General features: G+C 66.6%; 23 protein-coding genes, 1 pseudogene and 1 riboswitch. Of the genes and pseudogenes, 7 read left to right on the forward strand and 17 right to left on the reverse strand.

Features of this window, described 5'->3' with window-relative positions:
* Positions 1-394, forward strand: a pseudogene (locus tag C1925_RS00935) (transposase); the annotation flags it as partial.
* Positions 395-490: 96 nt separating this feature from the next.
* Here the strand turns inward: C1925_RS00935 and C1925_RS00940 are convergent.
* Genes C1925_RS00940 through msuE form a run of 3 tightly spaced genes read right to left on the reverse strand, consistent with a single transcriptional unit; the run spans position 491 to position 3,150 of the window.
* The gene (locus C1925_RS00940; RefSeq protein WP_108767299.1) at positions 491-1,522 is read right to left on the reverse strand and encodes a methionine synthase; all 1,032 of its coding nucleotides are present in this window, start codon (positions 1,520-1,522) and stop codon (positions 491-493) included.
* 42 nt (positions 1,523-1,564) lie between these two features.
* A complete protein-coding gene (locus C1925_RS00945; protein WP_108767300.1) occupies positions 1,565-2,542 on the reverse strand; it encodes a DUF1852 domain-containing protein in 978 nt (325 codons plus the stop codon).
* Between the two features lie 17 nt (positions 2,543-2,559).
* Positions 2,560-3,150, reverse strand: coding sequence for an FMN reductase (gene msuE / locus C1925_RS00950; RefSeq protein ID WP_108767301.1), 591 nt, complete (start codon positions 3,148-3,150; stop codon positions 2,560-2,562).
* Between the two features lie 75 nt (positions 3,151-3,225).
* Here msuE and C1925_RS00955 point away from each other — a divergent pair, with 75 nt between their 5' ends.
* Both C1925_RS00955 and C1925_RS00960 read left to right on the forward strand, forming a co-directional pair.
* Positions 3,226-4,137: a LysR family transcriptional regulator gene (locus tag C1925_RS00955; RefSeq protein ID WP_108767302.1), complete on the forward strand. Its 912-nt coding sequence runs from the start codon at positions 3,226-3,228 to the stop codon at positions 4,135-4,137.
* Entirely contained in the window at positions 4,137-5,006 is an 870-nt protein-coding gene (locus C1925_RS00960; RefSeq protein WP_108767303.1) for a methylenetetrahydrofolate reductase, read from the forward strand. Before C1925_RS00955 ends, C1925_RS00960 begins: the two co-directional genes overlap by 1 nt.
* Before the next feature lie 229 nt (positions 5,007-5,235).
* On the opposite strand, the gene C1925_RS00970 is transcribed toward C1925_RS00960, so the two are convergent.
* The 4 genes from C1925_RS00970 to C1925_RS00985 all read right to left on the reverse strand — a co-directional run bounded on the left by C1925_RS00970 (position 5,236) and on the right by C1925_RS00985 (position 7,483).
* Positions 5,236-5,925 carry a L,D-transpeptidase gene (locus C1925_RS00970; protein WP_108770573.1) on the reverse strand — a complete coding sequence of 230 codons (690 nt, stop codon included), beginning with the start codon at positions 5,923-5,925 and terminating at the stop codon, positions 5,236-5,238.
* Between the two features lie 120 nt (positions 5,926-6,045).
* Entirely contained in the window at positions 6,046-6,312 is a 267-nt protein-coding gene (locus tag C1925_RS00975; protein WP_079224744.1) for a hypothetical protein, read from the reverse strand.
* Positions 6,313-6,617: 305 nt separating this feature from the next.
* Entirely contained in the window at positions 6,618-7,139 is a 522-nt protein-coding gene (locus C1925_RS00980) for a hypothetical protein (protein ID WP_159097450.1), read from the reverse strand.
* Positions 7,136-7,483, reverse strand: coding sequence for a T6SS immunity protein Tdi1 domain-containing protein (locus C1925_RS00985; protein ID WP_216821986.1), 348 nt, complete (start codon positions 7,481-7,483; stop codon positions 7,136-7,138). Before C1925_RS00985 ends, C1925_RS00980 begins: the two co-directional genes overlap by 4 nt.
* Before the next feature lie 448 nt (positions 7,484-7,931).
* On the opposite strand from C1925_RS00985, the gene C1925_RS00990 reads away from it, so the two are divergent.
* Positions 7,932-9,089, forward strand: coding sequence for an MFS transporter (locus tag C1925_RS00990; protein WP_159097451.1), 1,158 nt, complete (start codon positions 7,932-7,934; stop codon positions 9,087-9,089).
* Between the two features lie 57 nt (positions 9,090-9,146).
* The gene (locus tag C1925_RS00995; RefSeq protein ID WP_108767306.1) at positions 9,147-9,716 is read left to right on the forward strand and encodes a DUF4291 domain-containing protein; all 570 of its coding nucleotides are present in this window, start codon (positions 9,147-9,149) and stop codon (positions 9,714-9,716) included.
* A gap of 10 nt (positions 9,717-9,726) precedes the next feature.
* On the opposite strand, the gene C1925_RS01000 is transcribed toward C1925_RS00995, so the two are convergent.
* The gene (locus tag C1925_RS01000) at positions 9,727-10,155 is read right to left on the reverse strand and encodes a hypothetical protein (RefSeq protein WP_159097452.1); all 429 of its coding nucleotides are present in this window, start codon (positions 10,153-10,155) and stop codon (positions 9,727-9,729) included.
* 259 nt (positions 10,156-10,414) lie between these two features.
* On the opposite strand from C1925_RS01000, the gene C1925_RS01005 reads away from it, so the two are divergent.
* Entirely contained in the window at positions 10,415-10,990 is a 576-nt protein-coding gene (locus C1925_RS01005) for an Ax21 family protein (RefSeq protein ID WP_108767308.1), read from the forward strand.
* A 179-nt stretch (positions 10,991-11,169) separates the two neighbouring features.
* Here C1925_RS01005 and C1925_RS01010 read toward each other — a convergent pair whose 3' ends face one another.
* The 4 genes from C1925_RS01010 to C1925_RS01025 form a co-directional block, all read right to left on the reverse strand.
* Positions 11,170-12,090: a DUF6624 domain-containing protein gene (locus C1925_RS01010; RefSeq protein ID WP_254051362.1), complete on the reverse strand. Its 921-nt coding sequence runs from the start codon at positions 12,088-12,090 to the stop codon at positions 11,170-11,172.
* Between the two features lie 134 nt (positions 12,091-12,224).
* Positions 12,225-12,827, reverse strand: coding sequence for a hypothetical protein (locus tag C1925_RS01015; protein ID WP_108767310.1), 603 nt, complete (start codon positions 12,825-12,827; stop codon positions 12,225-12,227).
* Positions 12,824-13,327 (reverse strand): sigma-70 family RNA polymerase sigma factor, encoded by a 504-nt coding sequence (locus C1925_RS01020; protein ID WP_254051363.1) that lies wholly within the window; start codon positions 13,325-13,327, stop codon positions 12,824-12,826. The genes C1925_RS01015 and C1925_RS01020 overlap by 4 nt, the downstream gene beginning before the upstream one ends.
* Positions 13,328-13,336: 9 nt before the next feature.
* Positions 13,337-14,068 (reverse strand): hypothetical protein, encoded by a 732-nt coding sequence (locus C1925_RS01025; RefSeq protein ID WP_159097453.1) that lies wholly within the window; start codon positions 14,066-14,068, stop codon positions 13,337-13,339.
* A 231-nt stretch (positions 14,069-14,299) separates the two neighbouring features.
* Between C1925_RS01025 and C1925_RS01030 the strand changes: the two genes are divergently transcribed.
* Positions 14,300-15,274, forward strand: a complete 975-nt coding sequence (locus C1925_RS01030; RefSeq protein ID WP_108767312.1) for a Dyp-type peroxidase — start codon at positions 14,300-14,302, stop codon at positions 15,272-15,274.
* Between the two features lie 89 nt (positions 15,275-15,363).
* Here the strand turns inward: C1925_RS01030 and pnuC are convergent, their stop codons facing one another.
* The 5 genes from pnuC to C1925_RS01055 form a co-directional block, all read right to left on the reverse strand.
* Positions 15,364-15,921, reverse strand: a complete 558-nt coding sequence (gene pnuC / locus C1925_RS01035; protein WP_108770575.1) for a nicotinamide riboside transporter PnuC — start codon at positions 15,919-15,921, stop codon at positions 15,364-15,366.
* An 8-nt stretch (positions 15,922-15,929) separates the two neighbouring features.
* Positions 15,930-18,119 carry a TonB-dependent siderophore receptor gene (locus tag C1925_RS01040; protein ID WP_108767313.1) on the reverse strand — a complete coding sequence of 730 codons (2,190 nt, stop codon included), beginning with the start codon at positions 18,117-18,119 and terminating at the stop codon, positions 15,930-15,932.
* A 70-nt stretch (positions 18,120-18,189) separates the two neighbouring features.
* Positions 18,190-18,284: riboswitch (TPP riboswitch) on the reverse strand.
* Positions 18,285-18,429: 145 nt separating this feature from the next.
* Positions 18,430-19,557 carry a phosphotransferase gene (locus C1925_RS01045; protein WP_108770576.1) on the reverse strand — a complete coding sequence of 376 codons (1,128 nt, stop codon included), beginning with the start codon at positions 19,555-19,557 and terminating at the stop codon, positions 18,430-18,432.
* 141 nt (positions 19,558-19,698) lie between these two features.
* A complete protein-coding gene (locus C1925_RS01050) occupies positions 19,699-20,070 on the reverse strand; it encodes a glycine zipper 2TM domain-containing protein (RefSeq protein ID WP_079224772.1) in 372 nt (123 codons plus the stop codon).
* A gap of 335 nt (positions 20,071-20,405) precedes the next feature.
* Positions 20,406-21,044 carry a response regulator transcription factor gene (locus C1925_RS01055; protein ID WP_108767314.1) on the reverse strand — a complete coding sequence of 213 codons (639 nt, stop codon included), beginning with the start codon at positions 21,042-21,044 and terminating at the stop codon, positions 20,406-20,408.
* Positions 21,045-21,105 lie beyond the last annotated feature (61 nt).

Here is a 21,105-nt window from a genome sequence, read left to right on the forward strand (position 1 = left end):
CGGGCGCCATCAACTGCTCACCAGCATCCCCGGCGTGGGCGATATCAGCAGCGCCCAGCTGCTGGCGTTTTTAGGCGATCTCAACAAATACAGCGACGTGCGTCAGGTAGTTGCCCACGCAGGCCTGAATCCAGCGCAGCGTCAATCAGGAAGTTACGAAGGTAAAGCCCGGATATCGCGGGTGGGCGATGCCAACTTCCGCAAGAAGTTGTACATGCCTGCGCTGACCGGGAAGACCTACAACCCGACTCTGAAGGCCTTTGCAGAACGTCTCAGCGAGAAAGGAAAGCCATTCAAGGTCATCATGTGTGCGCTGATGCGCAAGCTCATACACCTGGTCTGGGGAGTACTGAAGAGCGGCCGACCGTTTGAGCCTGAAGTCGTCCTTGCCTAGGCAAGGACGACACGGTATCTACAGCTGAGCAGCCGGGCAAGGTCGATGCTTCGGAAACCCCATGTAGAGCCGAGCCCATGCTCGGCTCCACTGCGATCAACGCCCGGCCAGTTCCTCGCGCACGATCTGCGCGCCTGCACTCAGCGCACGCAGTTTGCCGCGCGCTACCTCACGCGACAGCGGCGCCATGCCGCAGTTCGTGCACGGGTAGAGCTTGTCGGCATCGACGAACTGCAGCGCCTTGCGCAGGGTGTTGGCCACCTCTTCCGGCGTCTCCACCTTGCTGGAGGCCACATCGATGGCACCGACCATCACCTTCTTACCGCGCACCAGCTCGATCAGGTCGATGGGCACGTGCGAGTTGTGGCACTCCAGCGAGATCAGGTCGATGCTGGATTTCTGCAGCTTCGGGAACGACTCTTCGTACTGGCGCCATTCCGAACCCAGCGTCTGCTTCCAGTCGGTGTTGGCCTTGATGCCGTAGCCGTAGCAGATGTGCACGGCGGTCTCGCACTTCAGCCCTTCGATCGCGCGTTCGAGGGTGGCCACGCCCCAGTCGTTCACCTCGTCGAAGAACACGTTGAAGGCAGGTTCGTCGAACTGGATGATGTCGACGCCGGCCGCTTCCAGTTCCTTCGCTTCCTCGTTGAGGATCTTCGCGAATTCCCAGGCCAGCTTCTCGCGGCTCTTGTAGTGCGCGTCGTACAGCGTGTCGATCATGGTCATCGGGCCGGGCAGGGCCCACTTGATCGGCTGCGAGGTCTGCCGGCGCAGGAACTTCGCATCCTCGACGAACACCGACTTCGGGCGACTGACTGCACCGACCACGGTCGGCACGCTGGCGTCGTAGCGGTTGCGGATGCGCACGGTCTCGCGCTTGTCGAAGTCGACGCCGTCGAGGTGTTCGATGAAGGTGGTGACGAAATGCTGCCGCGTCTGCTCGCCGTCGCTGACGATGTCGATGCCGGCGTGCTGCTGTTCCTGCAGGGACAGGCGCAGCGCATCCTGCTTGCCTTCGGTCAGTGCCTCATCCTGCAGTTTCCAGGGCGACCAGAGCTTCTCGGGCTCGGCCAGCCAGGAAGGTTTGGGCAGGCTGCCGGCGGTGGAGGTGGGCAGTAGTTTCTTCATCGTGTTCGGGGTCTTTGTCCTGGGGGAGGGAGAAGTGGTGAATCAGCGGGCAGCCCACTGCTCAAGCACGGCGCCATAGGGCTTGATGAAGTGCTCTTCGGTGAACCTGCCCTGCTTGACCGCCAGCTGGCTGCGCTCTTCGCGGTCGTAGACGATGCGGGTGGACGAATAGTCCTGGTGCTTCAGGCTCGGCTGGTAGACCTTGCCGGCCACCGAATTGGCGTTGTAGATCTCCGGGCGGTAGATCTTCTGGAACGCTTCCATGGTGCTGATGGTGGCGATCAGTTCCAGGTTCGAGTAATCACCCAGCAGGTCGCCTTGGAAGTAGAACGCCAGCGGCGCGACGCTGCCCGGCGGCATGAAGTAGCGCACCTGCAGGCCCATCTTGTCGAAGTACTGGTCGGTGGGCGAGAACTCGCCCTGGCGGTACTCCACGCCCAGGATGGGGTGATGGTTCTCGGTGCGGTGGTAGGTCTTGCTGCTGGACACGCTGATGCAGATCACCGGCGCCTTGCTGAAGTTGGCGCGGTAGGCATCCGATTCCAGGAAGTGCTTGAACAGCTTGCCGTGCAGGTCGCCGAAGCCTTCGGGGATGCCGAACGTCGCCTTGCCTTCGTTGCTGGCCGGCAGCACGACGCTGAAGTCGTAGTCGCGCACGTAGGAGGAGAAGTTGTTGCCGACAATGCCTTCGGTACGCGCGCCGGTGTGCGTGTCGACGATGGTCGGGCGCAGCACTTCGATCAGCGGGAACGGATCGCTGCCGTCATCGCCGTCGATGTGCATCTCCACCGAGATGATGTCCAGCTCGACCGCGTAGCGATCGGCGCTGGGGTTGTCCCAGTGGGCCAGATCGTTGAAGCGGTTGTTGATCATGCCGATCGTGTTGCGCAGGTTTTCCTGGCGCGAGGCGCCGCGCGCCAGGTTGGCGAAGTTGGTGGTGATGCGTGTGCCGTCGGCCGGCTGGTAATCCTCGTTGAACGGGATGCGCGTGATCTGGAAGGTGAAGTTGTCGGCAGTCATGGCGGTGTTCCGGTTACTTAGAGGGCGTCGGCGGTTTCAGCGGTCACGGGCGCGGGGCGATGGGACAGCGCCAGCAGGGGCAGGGCCCGCTGCACGGCCAGGCGTGCGCGCTGCAGCAGGGCCTCGTCATGCACGCGGCCATCGGCGAAATCCTTGTCGGTGGCGTAGACGCCCAGCGGCAGGGTGCGTGCCTGGAAGAAGCTGAAGAGCGGCCGCAGCTGGTGGTCGATCATCAGTGCGTGGCGCTCGCTGCCGCCGGTGGCGGCCAGCAGGGTGGGGGTGTCGACCAGGGCGTCCTGGTGGATGAAATCGAAGAAGTGCTTGAACAGGCCGGTGTACGAACCGCGGTAGACCGGGGTGGCGACCACCAGCACGTCGGCCTGCTCGACCGTGGCCAGCGCCTGTTCGGCGGCGGCAGGCAGCTGCGAGCGCCACAGGGCACCGGCCAGCTGCGGGGCCAGCTCGCCGAGTTCGACCAGGTGCGGTTCGCTGGGAATGTGCTCGCCGATCAGGTCCAGCAGGTGCTCGCACAGGGTGGCAGCCCGCGAGGGGCGCTGCAGGCCGCCGGAGACGGCGACGATACGGAGGGGGCGGTGGGGAGAAAGCATGACCCGATCCTAGTGAGGCCTTCCCATGACGTAAAATGGTTTTACTTCACACATCCATGAGTGAGATTCATCGACATGCTGGAACGAATCCACCTGAGCATCGTGCAGCAGGTCGAACTGCAGGGTTCGCTGACCGCTGCCGCCGGCGTGCTCAACCTGACCCAGTCGGCGCTGAGCCACAGCATGAAGAAGCTGGAACAGCAGCTGGGCACCGACGTCTGGCTGCGCGAGGGCCGCAGCCTGCGGCTGACCCAGGCCGGCCAGTACCTGCTGGCGGTGGCCAACCGGGTGCTGCCGCAGCTGGACCTGGCCGAAGAGCGGCTGGGCCAGTTCGCCCAGGGCGAGCGCGGCTCGCTGCGCATCGGCATGGAGTGCCACCCCTGCTACCAGTGGCTGCTGAAGATCGTCTCGCCCTACTTGGCCTCGTGGCCGGATGTGGACGTGGACGTGAAGCAGAAATTCCAGTTCGGTGGCATCGGCGCCCTGTTCGGCTACGAGATCGACCTGCTGGTGACACCGGACCCACTGCTGAAGCCGGGCCTGACGTTCGTGCCCGTATTTGACTACGAGCAGGTGCTGGTGGTGGCCAAGAACCACCCGCTGGCCAAGGTGGAGTACGTGAAGCCGCGGCAGCTGACCCAGGAAGTGCTGATCAGCTACCCGGTGCCGTTCGAGCGCCTGGACATCTACAACCAGTTCCTGCTGCCGGCCGGGGTGACCCCGCGCCGCCACAAGGCCATCGAAACCACCGACATCATGATGCAGATGGTGGCCAGCGGCCGCGGCGTGGCCGCCATGCCGCGCTGGCTGGTGGAGGAGTACGCGGCCCGCATGGACGTGGTGCCGGTGCGGCTGGGGGCCAAGGGCATTCCCAAGCAGATCTACCTGGGCGCGCGCGAGGCCGACACCGCCATCGATTACCTGCAGGCCTTCGTTGAACTGGCGCGGGGCAGCTCGATCGCCGGCGCGCCGCGCGGGGCCAAGTGATGCCTGCAGGAACCGTGCAGGGCGCACGCGCCTTCATCGATGCCTGTTCGCTGGAAGTCAGTGCGAAAGCCATGCCCGCGCTGCGCGCCGAGGCAGGCCGCATCGCCCCGGGAACCACGATCTCGATTCCCTATCTCGCCAGCGAAGACGACGAGGCGCGGCTGGCCGCGGCACGCATCGTGCGCGAACTGGGGCTGCAGCCGATGCTGCACCTGTCCGCGCGGCGCATCGGTTCGCAGGCGGCGCTGGAGCACTTCATCGCCCGTGCGGTGGGCGAGGCCGGTGTCGAGCAGTGCCTGCTGATCGCCGGTGACCTGGCCACGCCCGCCGGTCCGTTTGCAGACAGCGCGGCAATCATCGAAACCGGCCTGCTGGAACGCGCCGGCATCAAGGTCGTTGCCGTGGGCGGGCACCCCGAGGGCCATCCGGTGATGGACGCTGCCGGGCGCTGGAAGGCACTGGAACGCAAATGCCAGGCCATCGAAGCGCGTGGCATGGCGCCGAAGATCATCACCCAGTTCGCCTTCGATGCCGACCTCGTGCTGGCCTGGCTGGATGGGCTGCGTGCGCGCGGCATCGGCCACCCGGTGCTGGTGGGGGTGCCCGGGCCGGCCAGCGTCACCCGCCTGCTGCGCTATGCGGCGATGTGTGGGGTGGGTGCCAGCGCCTCGATGCTGGCGCGGTACGGCATCTCGATCGGCCGCCTGCTGGGCACCGCCGGGCCGGATGTGTTCGTGGATCGCCTGGTGGCCGGGCTGACCGAAGCGCACGGCCAGGTCAGTCCGCACCTGTTCCCGTTCGGTGGCATCGCGCCGTCGCTGGACTGGGTGGCGCAGTACCGGCGGCGCGCGGGTTCGCAGCAGCGCTGAAAACGCGCAGGCACAGAACAAGGCGCACCCGATCGGCCGCCTCGGCAAGCCGGAAGAAATCGCAGGGGGCGTGGTTGTCCTTGCGTCGTCGGCGGCCAGCTTCATGACCTGCGACGAGCTGGTGATCGACGGCGGCTTCAGTCAGGTCTGAATCAGCCAGGTCTGAACGCGCGTGCCATGGCGGACTGCGGTTCGCCATGGCAACGCTGCAACGCGGATCGAACAGGCCTTACTTGCTTGCCGAGCGCGAACCCTTCTCGTCGATGTGTTCGGCACGGCTCTGCGCGAACGCGGGGAAAGTCTTCTCCAGCGAATCCTTGTCCGGCAGCACGTAGAACACGCCGCCCTTCTGGAACGTGGACTCGACGACCTGCTCGTAGAAATTGGGGCTCACGTTGATGCAACCGTGGGTGACGCGGTTGTCATCCGGGGTCGGGGTTGCAAGACGCTCGGCGCGCTTTTCCTTCGGCGTGCCCGGCGGCAGCGGGTGCATCGAGACTGCCGAATCGTAGTCCACCCACAACACGCGGCCGGCGTCGTCGGAGGGGCCGTAGCCACCAATGAAGCGGCCGGCGGGGGTCGTGCGGTCGTGGCCGGGAATCGCGCTCAGCGCGACCTTGGCAACGTTCGGTGCGGAATGATCGCCCTTGGCCGAACCAAACAGCGCCGGTGCCGCGCCACGCAGCTTGCCGTCACTGCCGAAGATCAGCACCTGTGCGGCGGCCTTGTCCATGATCGCGAACGGATAGCCTTCGCTGTCCTTGCTGGCGACCACCCAGCCTGCGAGTTCGATCACCGTCTCGGACACTTCCTGTCCTTCCGGCAGTTCATCGACGGCAGCGGTGGGTTGCGTAGCGGCATCCTTGGCGCCCTTGGCGCTGGCCACGCCGGTACCGGCCAGTGCCAGCGCAAGGGTCAGCGCGACGCAGGCGGTGCGGATTGCGGGGGATGAGTGCGTACGAATGGCACGGTTCCTCGAATGAATACGGTGATCCAAGGGAACCAGTGGCCGGGGGAGACCACTGGTTCCCGGTTCAGCTTAGCCGCGCGGGGTACGGCGGGGGGCCGATTCGAGCTGCTGGACGCGACCTTCGATCTGGTCGAGACGCTGGTTGGCCTGCTGTGCGGACTGGTTGGCGGACTCGGCGCTCTGCGCCGCGCCCTGGACCTTCACGTCAAGCGCGTCGAGACGCGTGTTGACCTTCGCGAAGTCTTCTTTGTAGCTGGCGCACGCGCCGAGGCTGAGGGCAAGGATTGCCACGCCGAGGGGACGAGCGATCTTCAGGTGCTGCGTGGAAAGGGTCATTGCATTCCCTCCTTCGTCTGGGGAGTCTGGAATATAGCGGGCTTTTTGTTAGTTCCATGAATGCCTTTTCAGCTGCAGTTCGCGGACGTGCAGACACTGTGAAGAGCGCGCAGTCATGTTCGATTTGCCGCGAATTCAGCTGTCTGAGCGGGGCACGTGCTAGCCGACGCCACCCCTGAATGAGCGCAGTGTTCGTTGTGCGATGTCAGTGCAACGCGCGAATGCATCGCGCTGTGCGCGCTGAAAAGAGAGTGCGCATTTGTGGCAAGCGGAGGCCGCTGATAGCCTGACCCGCTGATCATCGATCAGCGGGGCGGTGGCATGGCCGGGCAGGAGATGGTTGCTTCAAGCCGGTACTCGCCGGGGAAATCCGCAGGCAGCGGCTGGCCTGCAAGATGGTCCTGCACGGGTTCGATGGCGCCCGTTTTGCCAGCACCGCCTTTCGCTTCGAAGTCATCGCTGACGATGATGACTGACTGGTCACCGGGGACCAGTTCCAGCATCGCCGCATCGCTCGATACAGCGGCCAGGTAATAGTGGCCTACGCTCAGTTTCGGATTGCAGCAGCCGATCGAATAGGTGACGCCGGATGCCTTCGGCATGCCACCCTTGAGCGTGCGGACCACGTTGATGCGGCCGCTCAAGGTGCTGTACCACGGTTCCCCATCGGCGACCTCGAGCGACATGAGCCGGAACACGTAGACGTGGCTGGCGCGGTCCAGGTTCTGCACGAACGTGGGTGCATCCGGCTGCGGGCAGGCGAAGGCCACCATGGGTGATGCGGCCAGCGAAAGGAGAAGTGCCAACGTGGTCGTGGTGGTCTTCATTCGACCACGCTCAGCTTCACCTGGGCACCTTCGGGCAGCCCATCGATCTGTTGCGCCATGCTGCCCGACGCGCCGATCAGTTCGGCCAGTGGCACCGTGGCGAGATTGCCGCCGCCGTACTCACCGCCCAGCGCGCCGGGAATCTTCAGGCAATACGCATGGCCGGGCTGCAGCGTGCCGAGGCGCTCTTCCGCCTGCTGCACCAGCGCGGCCATGTACCAGTCCTGCAGGAAATCCTGATCGCGCGCGAGTGCATCGAGTTCGGCGCGCGACCGGGCGATGACCGTGCAGTAGAGATCTTCCGGGCACAGCCGCCAGTAGCGGCCGCTGTGGTCCTCGATCATCAGGTTGCCGAACGGGTTGTCGCCGACGATCTGCGCCGGCGCGATGCCGGTCCAGCCTCAGGCATCGGCGACGAGGGTGATCAGGTGCGTGGACATTGAAGCGCGCTCGCTGGTTCCAGTGGTCATTCTAGCGACGCGCCGCCCTGCGGACGAAGCACGCCGGGAGGTGGCCGATGAACAAACGCGCCTGCCTACGCCCTCGGCGGAAAGGCCTGCACGCCACGTTTGCTATCATGCGCGCCGATGGCCGCCCGCCAGATGCCGATCGTGCGCCCGCGCGCGTTCCTTCTTCGAAAGAGGACGCATCTGCGGCCAGTCGCAGCGAAACCTTGCCCGGCCAGGCCCCTGCCAGCCGGGCCCCCGTACAGATCGAACAAGGAAAGCCGGCCGCTGCCTGCGGCCGTAATACATGAATTCACCTGCAACTTCGCGTCCCGGGTTGATCCCGGTGCTGGCCCTCCTGCTGGTCGGCCTCAACCTGCGCCCCGTGCTGGCCGTGGTCAGCCTGCTCACCGATTCCATCCGTGCCAGCAATGGCATGAGCTTCGAACAGATCGGCTGGCTCACCAGCCTGCCGATGATGGCCATGGGCCTGATCGCCATGGCCGGCGGCCTGGTCTATCGCATGGGCTATCGGCGCGGCGTGGCCATCGGCCTGGCCCTCACGGCCGCCTCGGCGCTGGCCAAGCTGGCCTCGCATGAACCGCTGTGGCTGATGGGTTCCAGCGTGGCCGCGGGCCTGGGCATCGGCATCGTGCAGTCGCTCATCCCCGGCTACATCAAGACCCGCTTCCCGCACCGCGTCGACCTGCTGATGGGCCTGTACGTGAGCATGATCATGGGCGGCGCGGCACTGGCGGCGGCCAGCGCATCGGCCCTGCTGCATTGGCTGGACTGGCAGGGCACGATGGCGTTCTGGGCGGTGCTGGCCATCGCCGGCATCGCGCTGTGGCTGCCCAACAGCGGCCACGCCGATGCGCCGTCCACCGGCAGCTCCGCCAAGGCAGCCACCTCCTCCGCATTCCGTCCCTGGCAGCACGGGCGCACCTGGTTGCTGGTCGCGCTGTTCTGCGTGTCCAGCAGCTGCTACACGCTGTGCCTGGCGTGGATCGCGCCGTACATGATGGAAGCGGGCGTGCGCGCCAACGAGGCCGGCTTCATGCTGGCCGCGTTGAGCCTGTCCGAGGTGGCCGGTGGCTTCCTCGTCTCCTGGCTGGCCCCGCGCTTCCGTGACCGCCGCGTGCTGCTGGCGCTGTTCCTGGCGGCCACCGCGCTGACCTACGTGCTGATCGGCGTGGCGCCGATGTATGCCCCGTGGCTGATGATGTGCCTGCTCGGCCTGTCGATCGGCGGCCTGTTCCCGATGACCCTGATCCTGGTGATGGACCACTGCAGCCAGCCGGCCAAGGCGGGCATCCTCGTGTCCTTCGTGCAGGGCGTGGGCTATCTGGTCGGCGGCATCCTGCCGTTCGTGGCCGGTTCGATCCGCGACACCGTGGGCGACCTCAGTGTCGCTTGGGTAGCGATGGCCTGCGTGACGGCCGCGGCACTGGTGCTGGCGGCACGGGCAACGCCGGCCAGCGCGGAGCGCTTTGACGCGCGCTGATCGTGCATGATGCAGCGGCGTGGCGTTTGGCCACGCGCTGCCAGGGAAGGTGAATCAATGGACGGGATGCCGGCGCGACAGATCCGCGCGCAGTACGACGACCGCGTGATCCGCGTGTACCAGGCCTACTCCGATGCCATTGCCGACAGTGCGCTGGAGCGGCAGACCTTTGTCGCGCCGCCGTTCAAGATGGAGCGGATGACGTGGATCAAGCCGTCCTTCCTCTGGATGATGTATCGCGCCGGATGGGGCGAAAAAGAGGAAGGCCAGAAGCGGATCCTGGCAATAGACATCCGTCGCGAAGGCTTCGAGTGGGCGCTGACCCATGGCTGCGACAGCCGTGCCGAGCCCGGGATGGATGCGGTGGCGTGGGAGCAGCTCAAGGCTCGTTCCCCGGTGCGCATCCAGTGGGATCCCGAGCGCGATCTGCTGCTGCGGCCGTTGCCCCACCGCGCGATCCAGATAGGTCTGGGCCGGGAAGCGGTGCGTGCCTATGTCGATGAATGGATTCAAGGCATCACCGATGTGACGGCGCAGGCACACGCCATCCATGCGCTGGTGAAGGTCGGAAAGATGGAGGAAGCGCAGTCTGCGCTGCCTCGCGAGCGGGCCTATCCTTGGGGTTAGGCCCCGCCGGTCAGCCTTCGTAGAAGTAACGGCGACGATCGCGCGACCACTGCTCGATATCCGCCTGTGAATCCTCGGCCAGGCACTCTTCGATGTAGTCAGCGGCTTCGTCGGCGCCTTGCAGCTGCAGGTACTCGATGGTCTGCCCGACACCGGCGCCCACCATGTTCTCGACATCGAAGCCGCAGCCGGTATCCATGTTCAGATGCTTGGCGACCCACATCGCCTCGACGTCGCGCAGGTCCGCCACATGGAACAGCAGATACGCGCACCAGTAGAGGTTCTCGAAGTACGGCTGGTCGCCTTCGCTCTGCCTGTACTCCATCTCCCGGCGGAAGATCTCCTGCAGGAGTGGCTGATGCTGCTTCGCATCCTCCGGGAGGATGTTGCGAAGTGCCTGTTCCCGCGCGGAAGGAGAGCCGATATCAACGTCTTTCATGGATCGAACCGGGCGGGAGACGGGCCAGCGCTGGATACTAGCAGGAAGACAGGTGTTCCCCTCGGACCGCTGGGAAATGGCGTCGGCACTGCCTCGAGAGAGTTCCCTGAACAGCAACTTCATTCATGTACTGGTCAGTTCAATATTCAGGGTCGATTTCATCAGCAAACGGATAATTCACACCTGTCGACCGCCTCTTCTCTCCCTCTCTCCCGGGGAGGCGGCCGGCGAAACCAAAAATAATTAAAGGTGTGTCCCGATGAACAAGAATTCGCTGCTCGCCCTGGGTCTGCTGGCTGCCCTGCCGTTCGCTGCATCGGCTGCCGATGGCCTGTCGTACAACTACGTTGAAGGCGGTTACGTGAACACCGATGCCAAGGGCGGCGACGCCGATGGCTGGGGCGTCAAGGGCTCGGTTGCCGTGCACCCGAACTTCTCGGTCTTCGCTGATTACAGCAAGCAGGAAACCGACACCTTCAAGAACGACGTTGACCAGTGGCGCATCGGCGCCGGCTACAACTACGGCATCGCACCGAACACCGACCTGGTGGCTCGTGTTGCGTACCAGAAGTTCGACCTGGAGCATGGCCTGGACTTCAACGGCTACTCCACCGAAGTGGGCCTGCGCACCGCGTTCAACCCGTACCTGGAAGGCTACGCGCTGGCCGGCTACGAGGACTACAGCAAGAAGCACGGCGTCAACCCGGACGGCGAGTTCTACGGCCGCGTCGGCGCCACCGCCAAGTTCACCCCGAACTGGGGCCTGAGCGGCGAAGTGAAGCTGGCCAAGGCCGGTGACCGCGAGTGGTTCGTGGGCCCGCGCTTCACCTGGTAATAAGCAGTACTGCAGTAGAAAAGCGTTACCGGCGTGTGCTCTCTCTCTCTCCCGCACGCCACCCGAAGCCCGGCCTCGCGCCGGGCTTCTTTTTTGCGCAGACCGCGCTCCAGTAGAGCCACGCCATGCGTGGATGCTCTTCGCACCGCGCGTGGCGCTACGATGGACCTCGCGAAGAATCAGTCCACCGCCGTGCCATAACTCTCGGCGAGGATGGCCTTGTACTCGGCCAGTGACGGCAGGCCCATCGCGCTGCGCCGCGCGTCCAGGCCGGGCATGTCTTCGGTGGGGCGCAGGCGCATCACACCATCCTCGCCCCGCACGAACTGGCTGCCGTAGCGCTGCGGCTTGCCCTGGGCCACCAGCACGCGGTCGGTGAGCAGGGCTACGTCGGCACGGTCGGCTTCACCCGTTCTGGCGGCGTGTTCGATCAACGGCAGCACCTCGGCCTGGAAGGCAGGATCCTGGTCGGCGTGCTGCACCAGCAGCCATGCGGCCTTGGCGCCATCACGACCGACCTTCGATCGCGTCGGCCAGCCCTTCGCAGCAATCACGGTTTTCAACCATTGCGCATTGGCCTTGGCCACGGGTGCGGTGTCTTTGAATGCATCGGCGCCCCCGGCCGCGATCGCGGCGTGCTGCGCGGCCTGGTCACGGGCTTCGCGATCCAGCAGTTCCCTGCGCAAGGGTTCATCCATCAGCGCGGCACGCTGTTTCTGGGTCGCTTCCGCGCGCGCCAGCATCTGCGTCCATTCCGGTTCGGCACGCAGGGCATTCAGGCCGGGGCGATCCTTGTGCAGCAGATCATCGAGGGGAAGGCGGTCCTGGCCGAGCACGGCGACGGCGTAGGCCATCGCCGCGGGATGGTCGCCGGCGGCAGCGGTGCATTCGACCAGCAGCAGCTCGCCGCCGTCGGGAAAGCTTGCCCCGTTGCGATACATCGCGCCGAGGGTATCGGCGCAGCCCTTGAAGTCGTCGTTGCCGTAGCGCTGCACTGCGTCGAAAAAGCTGCCGGTGTCGGCGGCGTAGGCGCCGTTGGCCGTGCCCAGCAGCAGCGCAAGCAGTGCCGGTGCCAGGCGGAATGCGTGGATGGATGCCATCGGGTCTTCCTCCATGAAGGGCGTTGCATGGGTAAGGCCATGCTGCCGGTTCCTGCAGTGTGCCAGCGTTGGCCGCTTTGCACGTAGCGCGACGCTTTGCGTGGCAGGGGAAAGCAGCCACGCATGGCGTGGCTCTACTGCAGTTGTGCCTCCAGCTCGGCCAGCCGGTCCAGCCGGTGCTGCCGGCGGCGGCCAGCCCATGCGCCAGCCAGCGCCACCACCACCACGACTGCGCCGTTCAAACCCAGGTTCAGCGCCCAGGTCTGAGGCGGCAGCGCCCCGGGCGCGTCGGGTCCCGCCTGCATCGCGGTGAGCGCCATCCACACCAACCCCGCCCAGACTGCCAGGGAAAGCCAGATGTTGACCCGCCAGATCTGCATCGAGATGCGCGCGCGCTGGCGCTCGAACGCCAGCAGCGCGGCCGGAGCCAGGCCGCGGCTGCGCCACTGTCGCCGCCGCTGCACGAAGATCCAGCCAGCCACGGCCAGCACGAACGCGATCAGGCCCCACAGCAGACCATGCTCGATCAGCTTGCGCGGATCGAGCAGGGCGCGGACGCAGTTGGCCACGGCCACCACGGTGATCAGCAGTTCAATGGCCGATCGCAGGCGGATCCAGCGGCTGCGACGCTCCGCCTCGCGCTGCAGTGCGGCCACATCCCCCGCGGGTGGGGCGGGCTGCTGCTGCCACAGGGCCTGCAGGTCGCTCCACTCCGGGTTGTCGGTTGCCGGTTTCATCGGGTGCCTCCCATCCGCTCACGTAGTTGCCGGCGTGCGCGGCTCAGGCGCTGGGCAACGGTGTTCTCTTCAAGGGCCAGTGCCTGGCCGATCTCGCGCTGCGAAAAGCCCTCCAGGGCAAGAAGCACTACCTGGCGCAGGCCCAATGGCAGCTGCTGTACCGCCCGCAGCAGGGTGTCCTGCTGCTGGGCGCGCGCGGCCTGCTGCTGAGGGTCTGCATCGGGATCGGGAAGGTGGTCGTCCAGCGCGCTGCCGCGATGGCGCTGCTCACTGGCCAGTGCATCCATCGCACGGTTGTGCGCCACCCGCGCGATGAAGGCGCGCAGCGTGCCTTCCTCGCCACGCCAGCGTGGCAGCGCCTGCCACAAGGCGATGCTGATCTCCTGCAGCAGATCGTCGCGACGCGCCGGCTCGCGCGCGTAGCCGCCGGCCATGCGTGCGAGCAGGGGCCAATGCGCCTGCAGCACCTCTGCGATGTCGATGGACTGCGTCCTGCCCACCCGCGCTCCTCAGCCGATGCCGTCCGCGAAGGCGTCGCGGTAGATCCAATAGGATACGTAGCCGAGAAGCAGCAGCGGCAGCAGCAGCCACGGATGGTACGGAAGCGCCAGCAGCAGCACCGCATTGAGCAGCAGGTAGGCACCGAGCGGACGCCAGCCTTCGCGCAGCAGCCGCAGGTTGTCGCGCAGGGCAGCCCGTGCAGGGATGCCATCCAGCAGCGCACGCGGCAGTGTGGTCAGCAGCAGCATGCCCAGCGGCAGGCCGCTGGCCAGCACCAGGGCGATCTGCAGGCGAGTGACCGTGGTGGCCAGCACCGCGCTGTCACCGAGAGCGAAGGCACCCGCGGCCGCAGGCCCGGCCAGCACGCCGGCCATCGCCACCTGGCCGGCGAAGACCACTGCCGAGAGCAGCGCCAGTACCGCGACCGTCGCGGGACGTGCACGCAGCCGGCGGCCAGCCTGCAGCGGCGCGAAGCGCCCACCGCGGACGAACTGATCCAGCATCAGCAGGGCCCACATCGATACCACTGGCACCACCAGCTTGGACACCACGACGCCGGCGACCGGCACGCCCAGCTGCAGCACGAGTTCCACCAGCATCGGCAGCAGCGCCAGCAAGAACAGCCGCAGCGGTGCGCGCCGCAGCATGCCCGCGCTGCGCGCAAGCCAGTGCAGGAGGTGACCGGTGGGCCAGCGGCGGCTTGGTTGAGTGGTGGTGGCAGCGATGTCCGGGGCGTGCATGCGGGCTCCAAGCGGCGTGTAGTGATGATTGAAGACGCCGCCGGCGGAAAAAACCTGACATCGATCTGCACCGCTCCCACGCTCCAGTAGAGCCATGCCATGCGTGGATGCTCTCCCCAGCCACGCATGGCGTGGCTCTACTGCAGCTCCACCATCTGCAGGGGGCTTCCGCTAGAATCGCCCGCACTTCGCCCCGCGCGACGCGCCCGCCCCACGCCAGCAGGATGTACCGTGAATTCCCAGCCCGCACCGATCACCGCCCTCAACCACACGCTCGACAACGAGCCGCAGCAGATCACCGCGCCGTTGACCCACTCGGCCGCGTTCCTGGTGCTGAAGGTGAAGGACGATGCAGATTCCATCGCCAAAGTGCGCGAGGTGCTGGGCAGCAGCGATGACCTGATCAAGAACACTGCCATCCGCGATATCGAGCGCACCTTCACCTGCAACGTGGCCATTGGCCACCGCGTGTGGGAAGCGGTGGTGGGCAGCACGCCGCCGCGCGAGCTGAAGCCGTTCCGCGAGATCAAGGGCGCGACCCACACCGCCGTGTCCACCCCGGGTGACCTGCTGTACCACGTGCGCGCGCGCACCATGGACCTGATCGTCGCCTTCGAGCGCAACCTGCTGATGGCCTTCGGCGATGCCGTGGAGACGGTGGACGAGGTGGCCGGCTTCCGCTACTTCGATGGCCGTGATCTGCTGGACTTCGTCGATGGCACGGCCAACCCGGAAGGGCTGTCGCTGCCGGAAGCCACGATCGTCGGCGACGAAGACCCCGACCATGCCGGCGGCAGCTACGTGGTCGTGCAGAAGTACCTGCACAACCTGGATGCCTGGCGCGCGCAGAAGACCGAGGCGCAGGAAGCGATCATCGGCCGCACCAAGCACGACAACATCGAGCTGGACGATGCCCCGGCCGACGCGCAGAAGTCGCACAAGACGCTGTGCACCATCGAGGATGCCGATGGCGAGCACGAGATCCTGCGTGACAACATGCCCTTCGCCAACCCGGGCCGCGGCGAGTACGGCACCTACTTCATCGGCTACACGCGCCGCCTGTGGGTGATCGAGCAGATGCTCGAGCGCATGTTCATCGGCAACCCCGCCCCGCTGCACGACCGCATCCTGGATTTCTCGACCGCCACTACCGGCGTCACCTTCTTCGCGCCCTCGCGCAGGGTGCTGGCCGACCTGGGCGAATAACCACGCCATGCGTGGATGACCGTGGCGCCAACCAAGGTTGGCGACTACCAGTAGATCCACGCCACGCGTGGATGACCGTAGCGCCAACCCTACCGCTGCTCGCGCGCCGCAGCGCTCCACGCCCGCAGGCCGAACACCGCCAGGCCCAGGAAGAACACGTACAGCACCGCGGTCACATGCAGTGACTTGAACAGGTACGTGCCCACGTAGACCACGTCCACCGCGATCCACACCCACCAGCACGCCACGTGGCGGCGCGCCTGCCACCACTGCCCGACCAGGCTCAGCGCGGTCAGCATCGCATCCAGCCACGGCAGCGCCGCATCGGTGAAGCTGTGCATGGCCGTGCCCAGGGCGATGCCACCGCACAGGCCGATGGCCACGTCGCGCAGCGCCTTGCCGCGCGCCAGCGGCACGATGCGGATGCTGCCCTCGTCGGCCGCGTGCTGGCGCCAGTTGATCCAGCCATAGACCAGGAAGCCACCGAAGGCGACCTGCAGCAACGTGTCCGAATACAGCTTGGCCTCGGCGAATACCGCGCCGTACAGCGCCACCGACAGCAGGCCCACCGGCCACGCCGCCAGCCGGCGGCGGGCCATCAGCCAGACGCCGAGCACGCTGCACAGCGCGGCGGTCCACTCGAGCAGGACGCCGCTCACAGCGCGAACGTCACCGACAGGCGCGCCTGTCGCGGTGCACCGGGGAACAGGTAGTAGTCACCGCCGCTGCTGCCGGTATCGCGCCAGTAGAAGCGGTTGAACACGTTGTCCACCGACAGGTTCCAGGTCACCGCACGCTCGTGCAGGCGATGCTGGAAGCGCAGGCCGGCATCGAACACCGAGTAGTCCGGGGCACGCACGCTGCCATCGGCGCGGGCCACGTTGGACGAGGCATAGCGCCAGCCACCGGTCACATCCAGGCCCTGCACGAAGGGCAGCGCATAGGCCAGGTGCACGCTGGCACGCACCTTGGGCACGTTCACCAGCTGGTGGCCTTCATACGCCGGCGTACCTGCATCGTGTGCGCGCGCCTGCAGCACGCTGGCGCTGGCGACGATCTGCAGCGCATCGGTCAGCTGGCCGTTGGCGGTCAGTTCCAGGCCGCTGTGGGTCTGCGTGCCCTGCTGCACGAAGGTGTAGCCTGCCTCGCTATCGTCCGGCTGGGCGAATTGGTACGGCTGGGAAATGCGGAACAGCGCCGCGCCGAGGGTCAGTGCTTCCACCGGCACGTACTTCACGCCCACTTCCAGCTGGCGCGACTGCACCGACGGCAGGAACTCATCGGCGTTGGTGGTCCAGAACGGCGCCTCCTGGCCCAGCGAGATGCCGCGCACGTAGCTGCCGTAGACGTTGAGCTGGTCGTTGGCCTTCCACACCAGCGCGGTCTGCGGCAGGAAGCGCGACAGGCGGCTCTGCCGCTGCAAGGCGCCACGCTTGTCATAGGCACGCTCGTCCAGGCGCACGAAACGGCCACCGGCCAGCCACTGCCAGTCATCGCCGAAGCTGATGCGGTCCAGCGCGAACACGGCGGTCTGGCGGCTGTCCAGGCGGCGCGCGGATGGGCCCGGCTGCAGCGGCGAGGGCTCGTACACCGGTACCTGTGCGTCGTGGATGTTGGCGCTGCCCACGTATTCGTTGACGCTGGGGCGGCGATCGACGGTGCGGCGGAAATAGTCGACGCCGACGGTCAGCTCGTGGCCGACGCTGCCGGTGTCGAAACGGCCGCGCAGTTCGGCGCGCGCCTGCTTGTTGCGGCGGGTGTCGTCCGGGCTGCGGTAATCGTAGATGTCGTAGTCGCCATTGGGCGCGAAGTAGTTGCCCGGCGTGCTGCCATCGGCGCACTGCGCGGTGTAGTAGCAGCCGTAGGCGAAGGCCACGTTGTCATCGATGACCGAGCGGCTGTAGCCCACCGACACGCGCGATTGCCAGCGCTCGTTGAAGTCGTAGGTGTGCAGGGCGGTGATGTTGGTGCTGGCGATATCCACCGGGCGCTGCCACGGCTGGTAGCCAAGCAGGTGCTTGCGGTCGACGCCGCGCGGCAGCTCGCTGGCGCCCAGCAGCTGGTAGCCGGACACCGAGCGTTGCGTGCTGGTCTGGTAGTTGGCATCCACTTCCAGCTTGCCGCGTTCGCCGATGAACCAGTCAGCGGCCAGCGAATAGAAATTGCGGTTGCCGTCGGCGTGCTCGACGTAGGAATTGCTGGCATCCCATGCGGCATTGAGGCGCAGGCCGAACCGCGGCGTGATCCAGTGGCCGACATCGGCAGCGACATAGCGCGAGCCTTCCGAATCGGTGCCCAGGGTGATGGTGCGCACCTCGGCCGGGCGCTTGCCCACGTAGTTGATGATGCCGCCCGGGGCCATCACGCCGGCGGCGAGGCCGGCTTCACCCTTGAGGATCTGCACTTCCTGCACGTTCTCCAGGGCCAGGCGCTGTTCGCCGGCGATGGCCAGGCCGTTGAAGCGGTAGCCGGTGGCTGCGTCCAGGGCGAAGCCGCGGATGGCGATGTTCTGGTAGTAGCCGACCGGTGCGTAGGCATCGCCCAGCGAGGCATCGTTGCTGGCCAGCTCGGACAGCGAACGCACCTGGCGACGGTCGAGGTAATCGCGGTCGAGCACGTTCACCGAGGCAGGCGTGTCCTTCCAGCTGCCGCCGCCGAAGGCATTGGCGCGCGAGGTATCGGCTGCGGGTTTGCCGGCCTGCACGCGCACGGCGGCCAGCTCGGTCGGCGAACGTTCGGCGCCAGTGGCGTCCACGTCGGGGGATGCCTCGGCAGCGCTGGCATGCAGCGGCAGGGCGGCGCAGAGGGCAAGGGTGAGCAGGGTGGGGCGCAGGCAGCGGTTCATTCGGTTCGTCTTCTGACAGCAAGGGAGACGAAGCGACGGCGCACGGACGCACCTGCCCGGAACGGGGGTGCGACTGCTGCTCAAAGCTCCCTACGCCGGTGCAAACCGGATCAGGTTCCAAGGGACTCTCTCAGCCTGGCAATCCAGGCACCCCCGCTTCAGATGACCATTTCACTACAAATGGTGGCGATTTGCGAGCCAGGGGGGAACGAGGGGTCAGAGCCCTTTCCTGCGGAAAGGGATCCGACCCCCTCGCAGGACCTGGGGTCAGACCCCTTTCCGCAGGAAAGGGCTCTGACCCCACCCAACCTCACGCCGCCGCGCGCAGCGCCTGCAGCAAGGCCTGGCCTGCCTTTGTATGGAACCACGCCGGGTGCCCCAGCATGAACGGCTGCCAGGCCACGTCGGCATTGGCGGTGGAGCCGGTGATGCCTTCGAAATACTCCACTTCGGACAGTGCGAAGTCGAAATGGACCATCGGCAACAGGTCGGCCAGCAGCTGCACGCGCCCGGCCGACAGCGGCAGCACCTCGCGGTAGCCCTGCAGCAGCGCCAGGGCGATGTCGATGCGCACGGCGTCGTCGCCGCGTTCCAGTTCCAGCCAGGCCACGGCGTTGCGCTCGATGGCGGTGGCCAGGTCGAACAGTGCGCTGGTGGGCGAGGCCAGGCCGAAATCCAGCGCGGTGGCCACCGCGCCGTCGGCATCCCACAGCAGGTTGGAGACGTGCCAATCGTTGTGCGCCCACAGCCGTGGCTCGTCGCGCAGGCGCGTGGCCAGGCCCTTGTGCCAGGGCAGCACTTCCGCGCGCAGCTGTGCCTGCCAGGGAATGCGCGCCAGATAGCGGGCCAGGCCGGGGCGGTTCGGCAGGTCGGCCTGCAGCGCGGCGATGGGATCGTCGGCGCGGATCAGGTCGTCGCGCGCCACGAGGATGTGGGTGCTGCGCTGGGGCGCGTGGAAACTGGCCGAGGCCTGGTGCAGGCGCGCCAGCGTGCGCCCGGCCTGCAGTGCCTGCGCGCTGTCGGTCAGCAGCGACCACGACACCGCATCGCGGTACAGGTCCGCGCCTGCGCCGACCGCGTGCAGCTCGTAGGTCCACGGCCCATGCTCGACCGCAGTCGCGCCATCAGCGGTGGCCAGCACCTGCACCACCGGCACGCCGTGCGCGGCCAGATGGGCGATCAAACGGTGTTCTTCCTGCAGGCAAGCGGCGCTGCGCACGCTGTGGTGGTGGCGCTTGATGAACACCCGGCCCATCGCGCCCTGCACGATCGCCGCCGCCGACAGCGGGCGCGGGCTGTGCCAGTGCAGCGTGCTGTCCGCCGCCAGTGCCGGGTACTGCGTGCACAGCCACGCCACTTCGTCGGCGCGGATCGCCGGCCAATCGGCGGCGACCTCGTCGTTGTTGAGGCCCTGCACGCGATGGGGGGAAGAAGTCATGCCGCAGCCGCTGCCCGGAGAGGAGTCACCAAGGCTGCGCATTCAACGCCATGGGCGCTGCCGGCGCAACCTCCCCGGGACAAACGAAAACGGGCAGATCCAGGATCTGCCCGTTGCCGGAATCATCAAGCGGCGGCGCGCTTACCAGCCGCGATGACGGCCGCGGTCGTGGTAGTGGCGGCGGTCGTGGCCACGGTCGTGGTAGCCGCGGCTGTAACCCCGGTTGTAACCGCGGTCGTAACGACGGTTGTCGTAGCGACGGTCATAGCGACGGTCGTGGTGGTCCTTGGTGGTCAGGTTGCCGATGGCACCACCGGCCACCGCGCCACCGACGGTCGCGGTCGGGTCGCCGTTGGAGATCAGATGGCCGGCCACGCCGCCCACCACCGCACCGACCACGGTGCGCTTGTCCTTCCTCGACATCGCGCTGGCATCGCTGACCACCGCTACGCCGGCCAGCAGGGCAAGGGCCATCGCCAGGCCACGGAAGCTGATTGCGGACGTACTGATCATGTTCGGTTCTCCTGTCTGGGGCTTGCCACGGTGGGCAGGGAGGGCGGGGGCGCCCTGGCTGCCGTGCTGTCCAAACTGGGCTTCCAACATTGTCGGAACATTGCGCCTGGACGGCCTGCGGCGTGCGTATTCATCTAGCGTCATGGGCGATGAAGCGCACCTGAAAATCCGCCTGAACGGGCGCTGCAGCGACGCTGGGCCGACACGTTTCCTTCAGGAAAGCGGCAACGGGGTCAGTGGCCCATCGCCGCGGGTCATGGCACAGCTGCGACGGCGATCACAGGGGAAGGCGGGCGTGAAGCCTGGGGCAGTTCCGTGGAACTGAGATCCAGTTCTCAGATTTTCCCGTCACGGAGGTAGTCGAACAGTTCGGCGTCGCCCTTCAGGCCCAACTTGAGCATCGCATCGCCCTTCTGTCGGCTGATGGTGCTGACGCTCTTGTGCAGCTGCAGGGAGATTTCCTTGACCGTCATCCCGGTGCCGAGCAGGCGCAGCACTTCCACCTCGCGCGGTGACAGCGGTTTGCCATCCCCCTCGCGCATGCGCCAGCTGCCCGCTTCCTCCACCCGTTCGCGCAGGCTGCGGCTGATGTAGGACTGGCCGCGATACACCGTCTGGATGGCCTGCGGCAGTTCCTCCATCGACGAGCTCTTGTCGACCAGGCCAAGCACGCCGCAGTCCAGCACCATGCGCAGGATGGCCAGGTTGTTGGACACGCTGAGCATCAGCACCGGCAGGTCGGGGTAGCGCCGGCGGATCATGCCGATCATCGCGAAGCCATCGGCCTGGGCGCTGCCGGGCATCGAGTAGTCGGTCACCAGCATGTCGCAGGGCTGGCTGGCCAGCACGGCCATCAGCGCCTGCACGCTCTCCGCTTCGCCGACGACCCGGCCGACGCCGCTGGCCTCGATCACGGCACGGGTGCCGATGCGTACCACGGGGTGGTCGTCTGCGATGATGATGCGCAAGGTCATGCTCTAGTATGGCCTTTCGGGCAGTGCCGGCCGCGAGCTGCGCGGTACCAGGCGGGTTTCT

Origin of the sequence: Stenotrophomonas sp. SAU14A_NAIMI4_5, from assembly GCF_003086795.1 — a bacterium.
Classification (GTDB): Bacteria; Pseudomonadota; Gammaproteobacteria; order Xanthomonadales; family Xanthomonadaceae; genus Stenotrophomonas.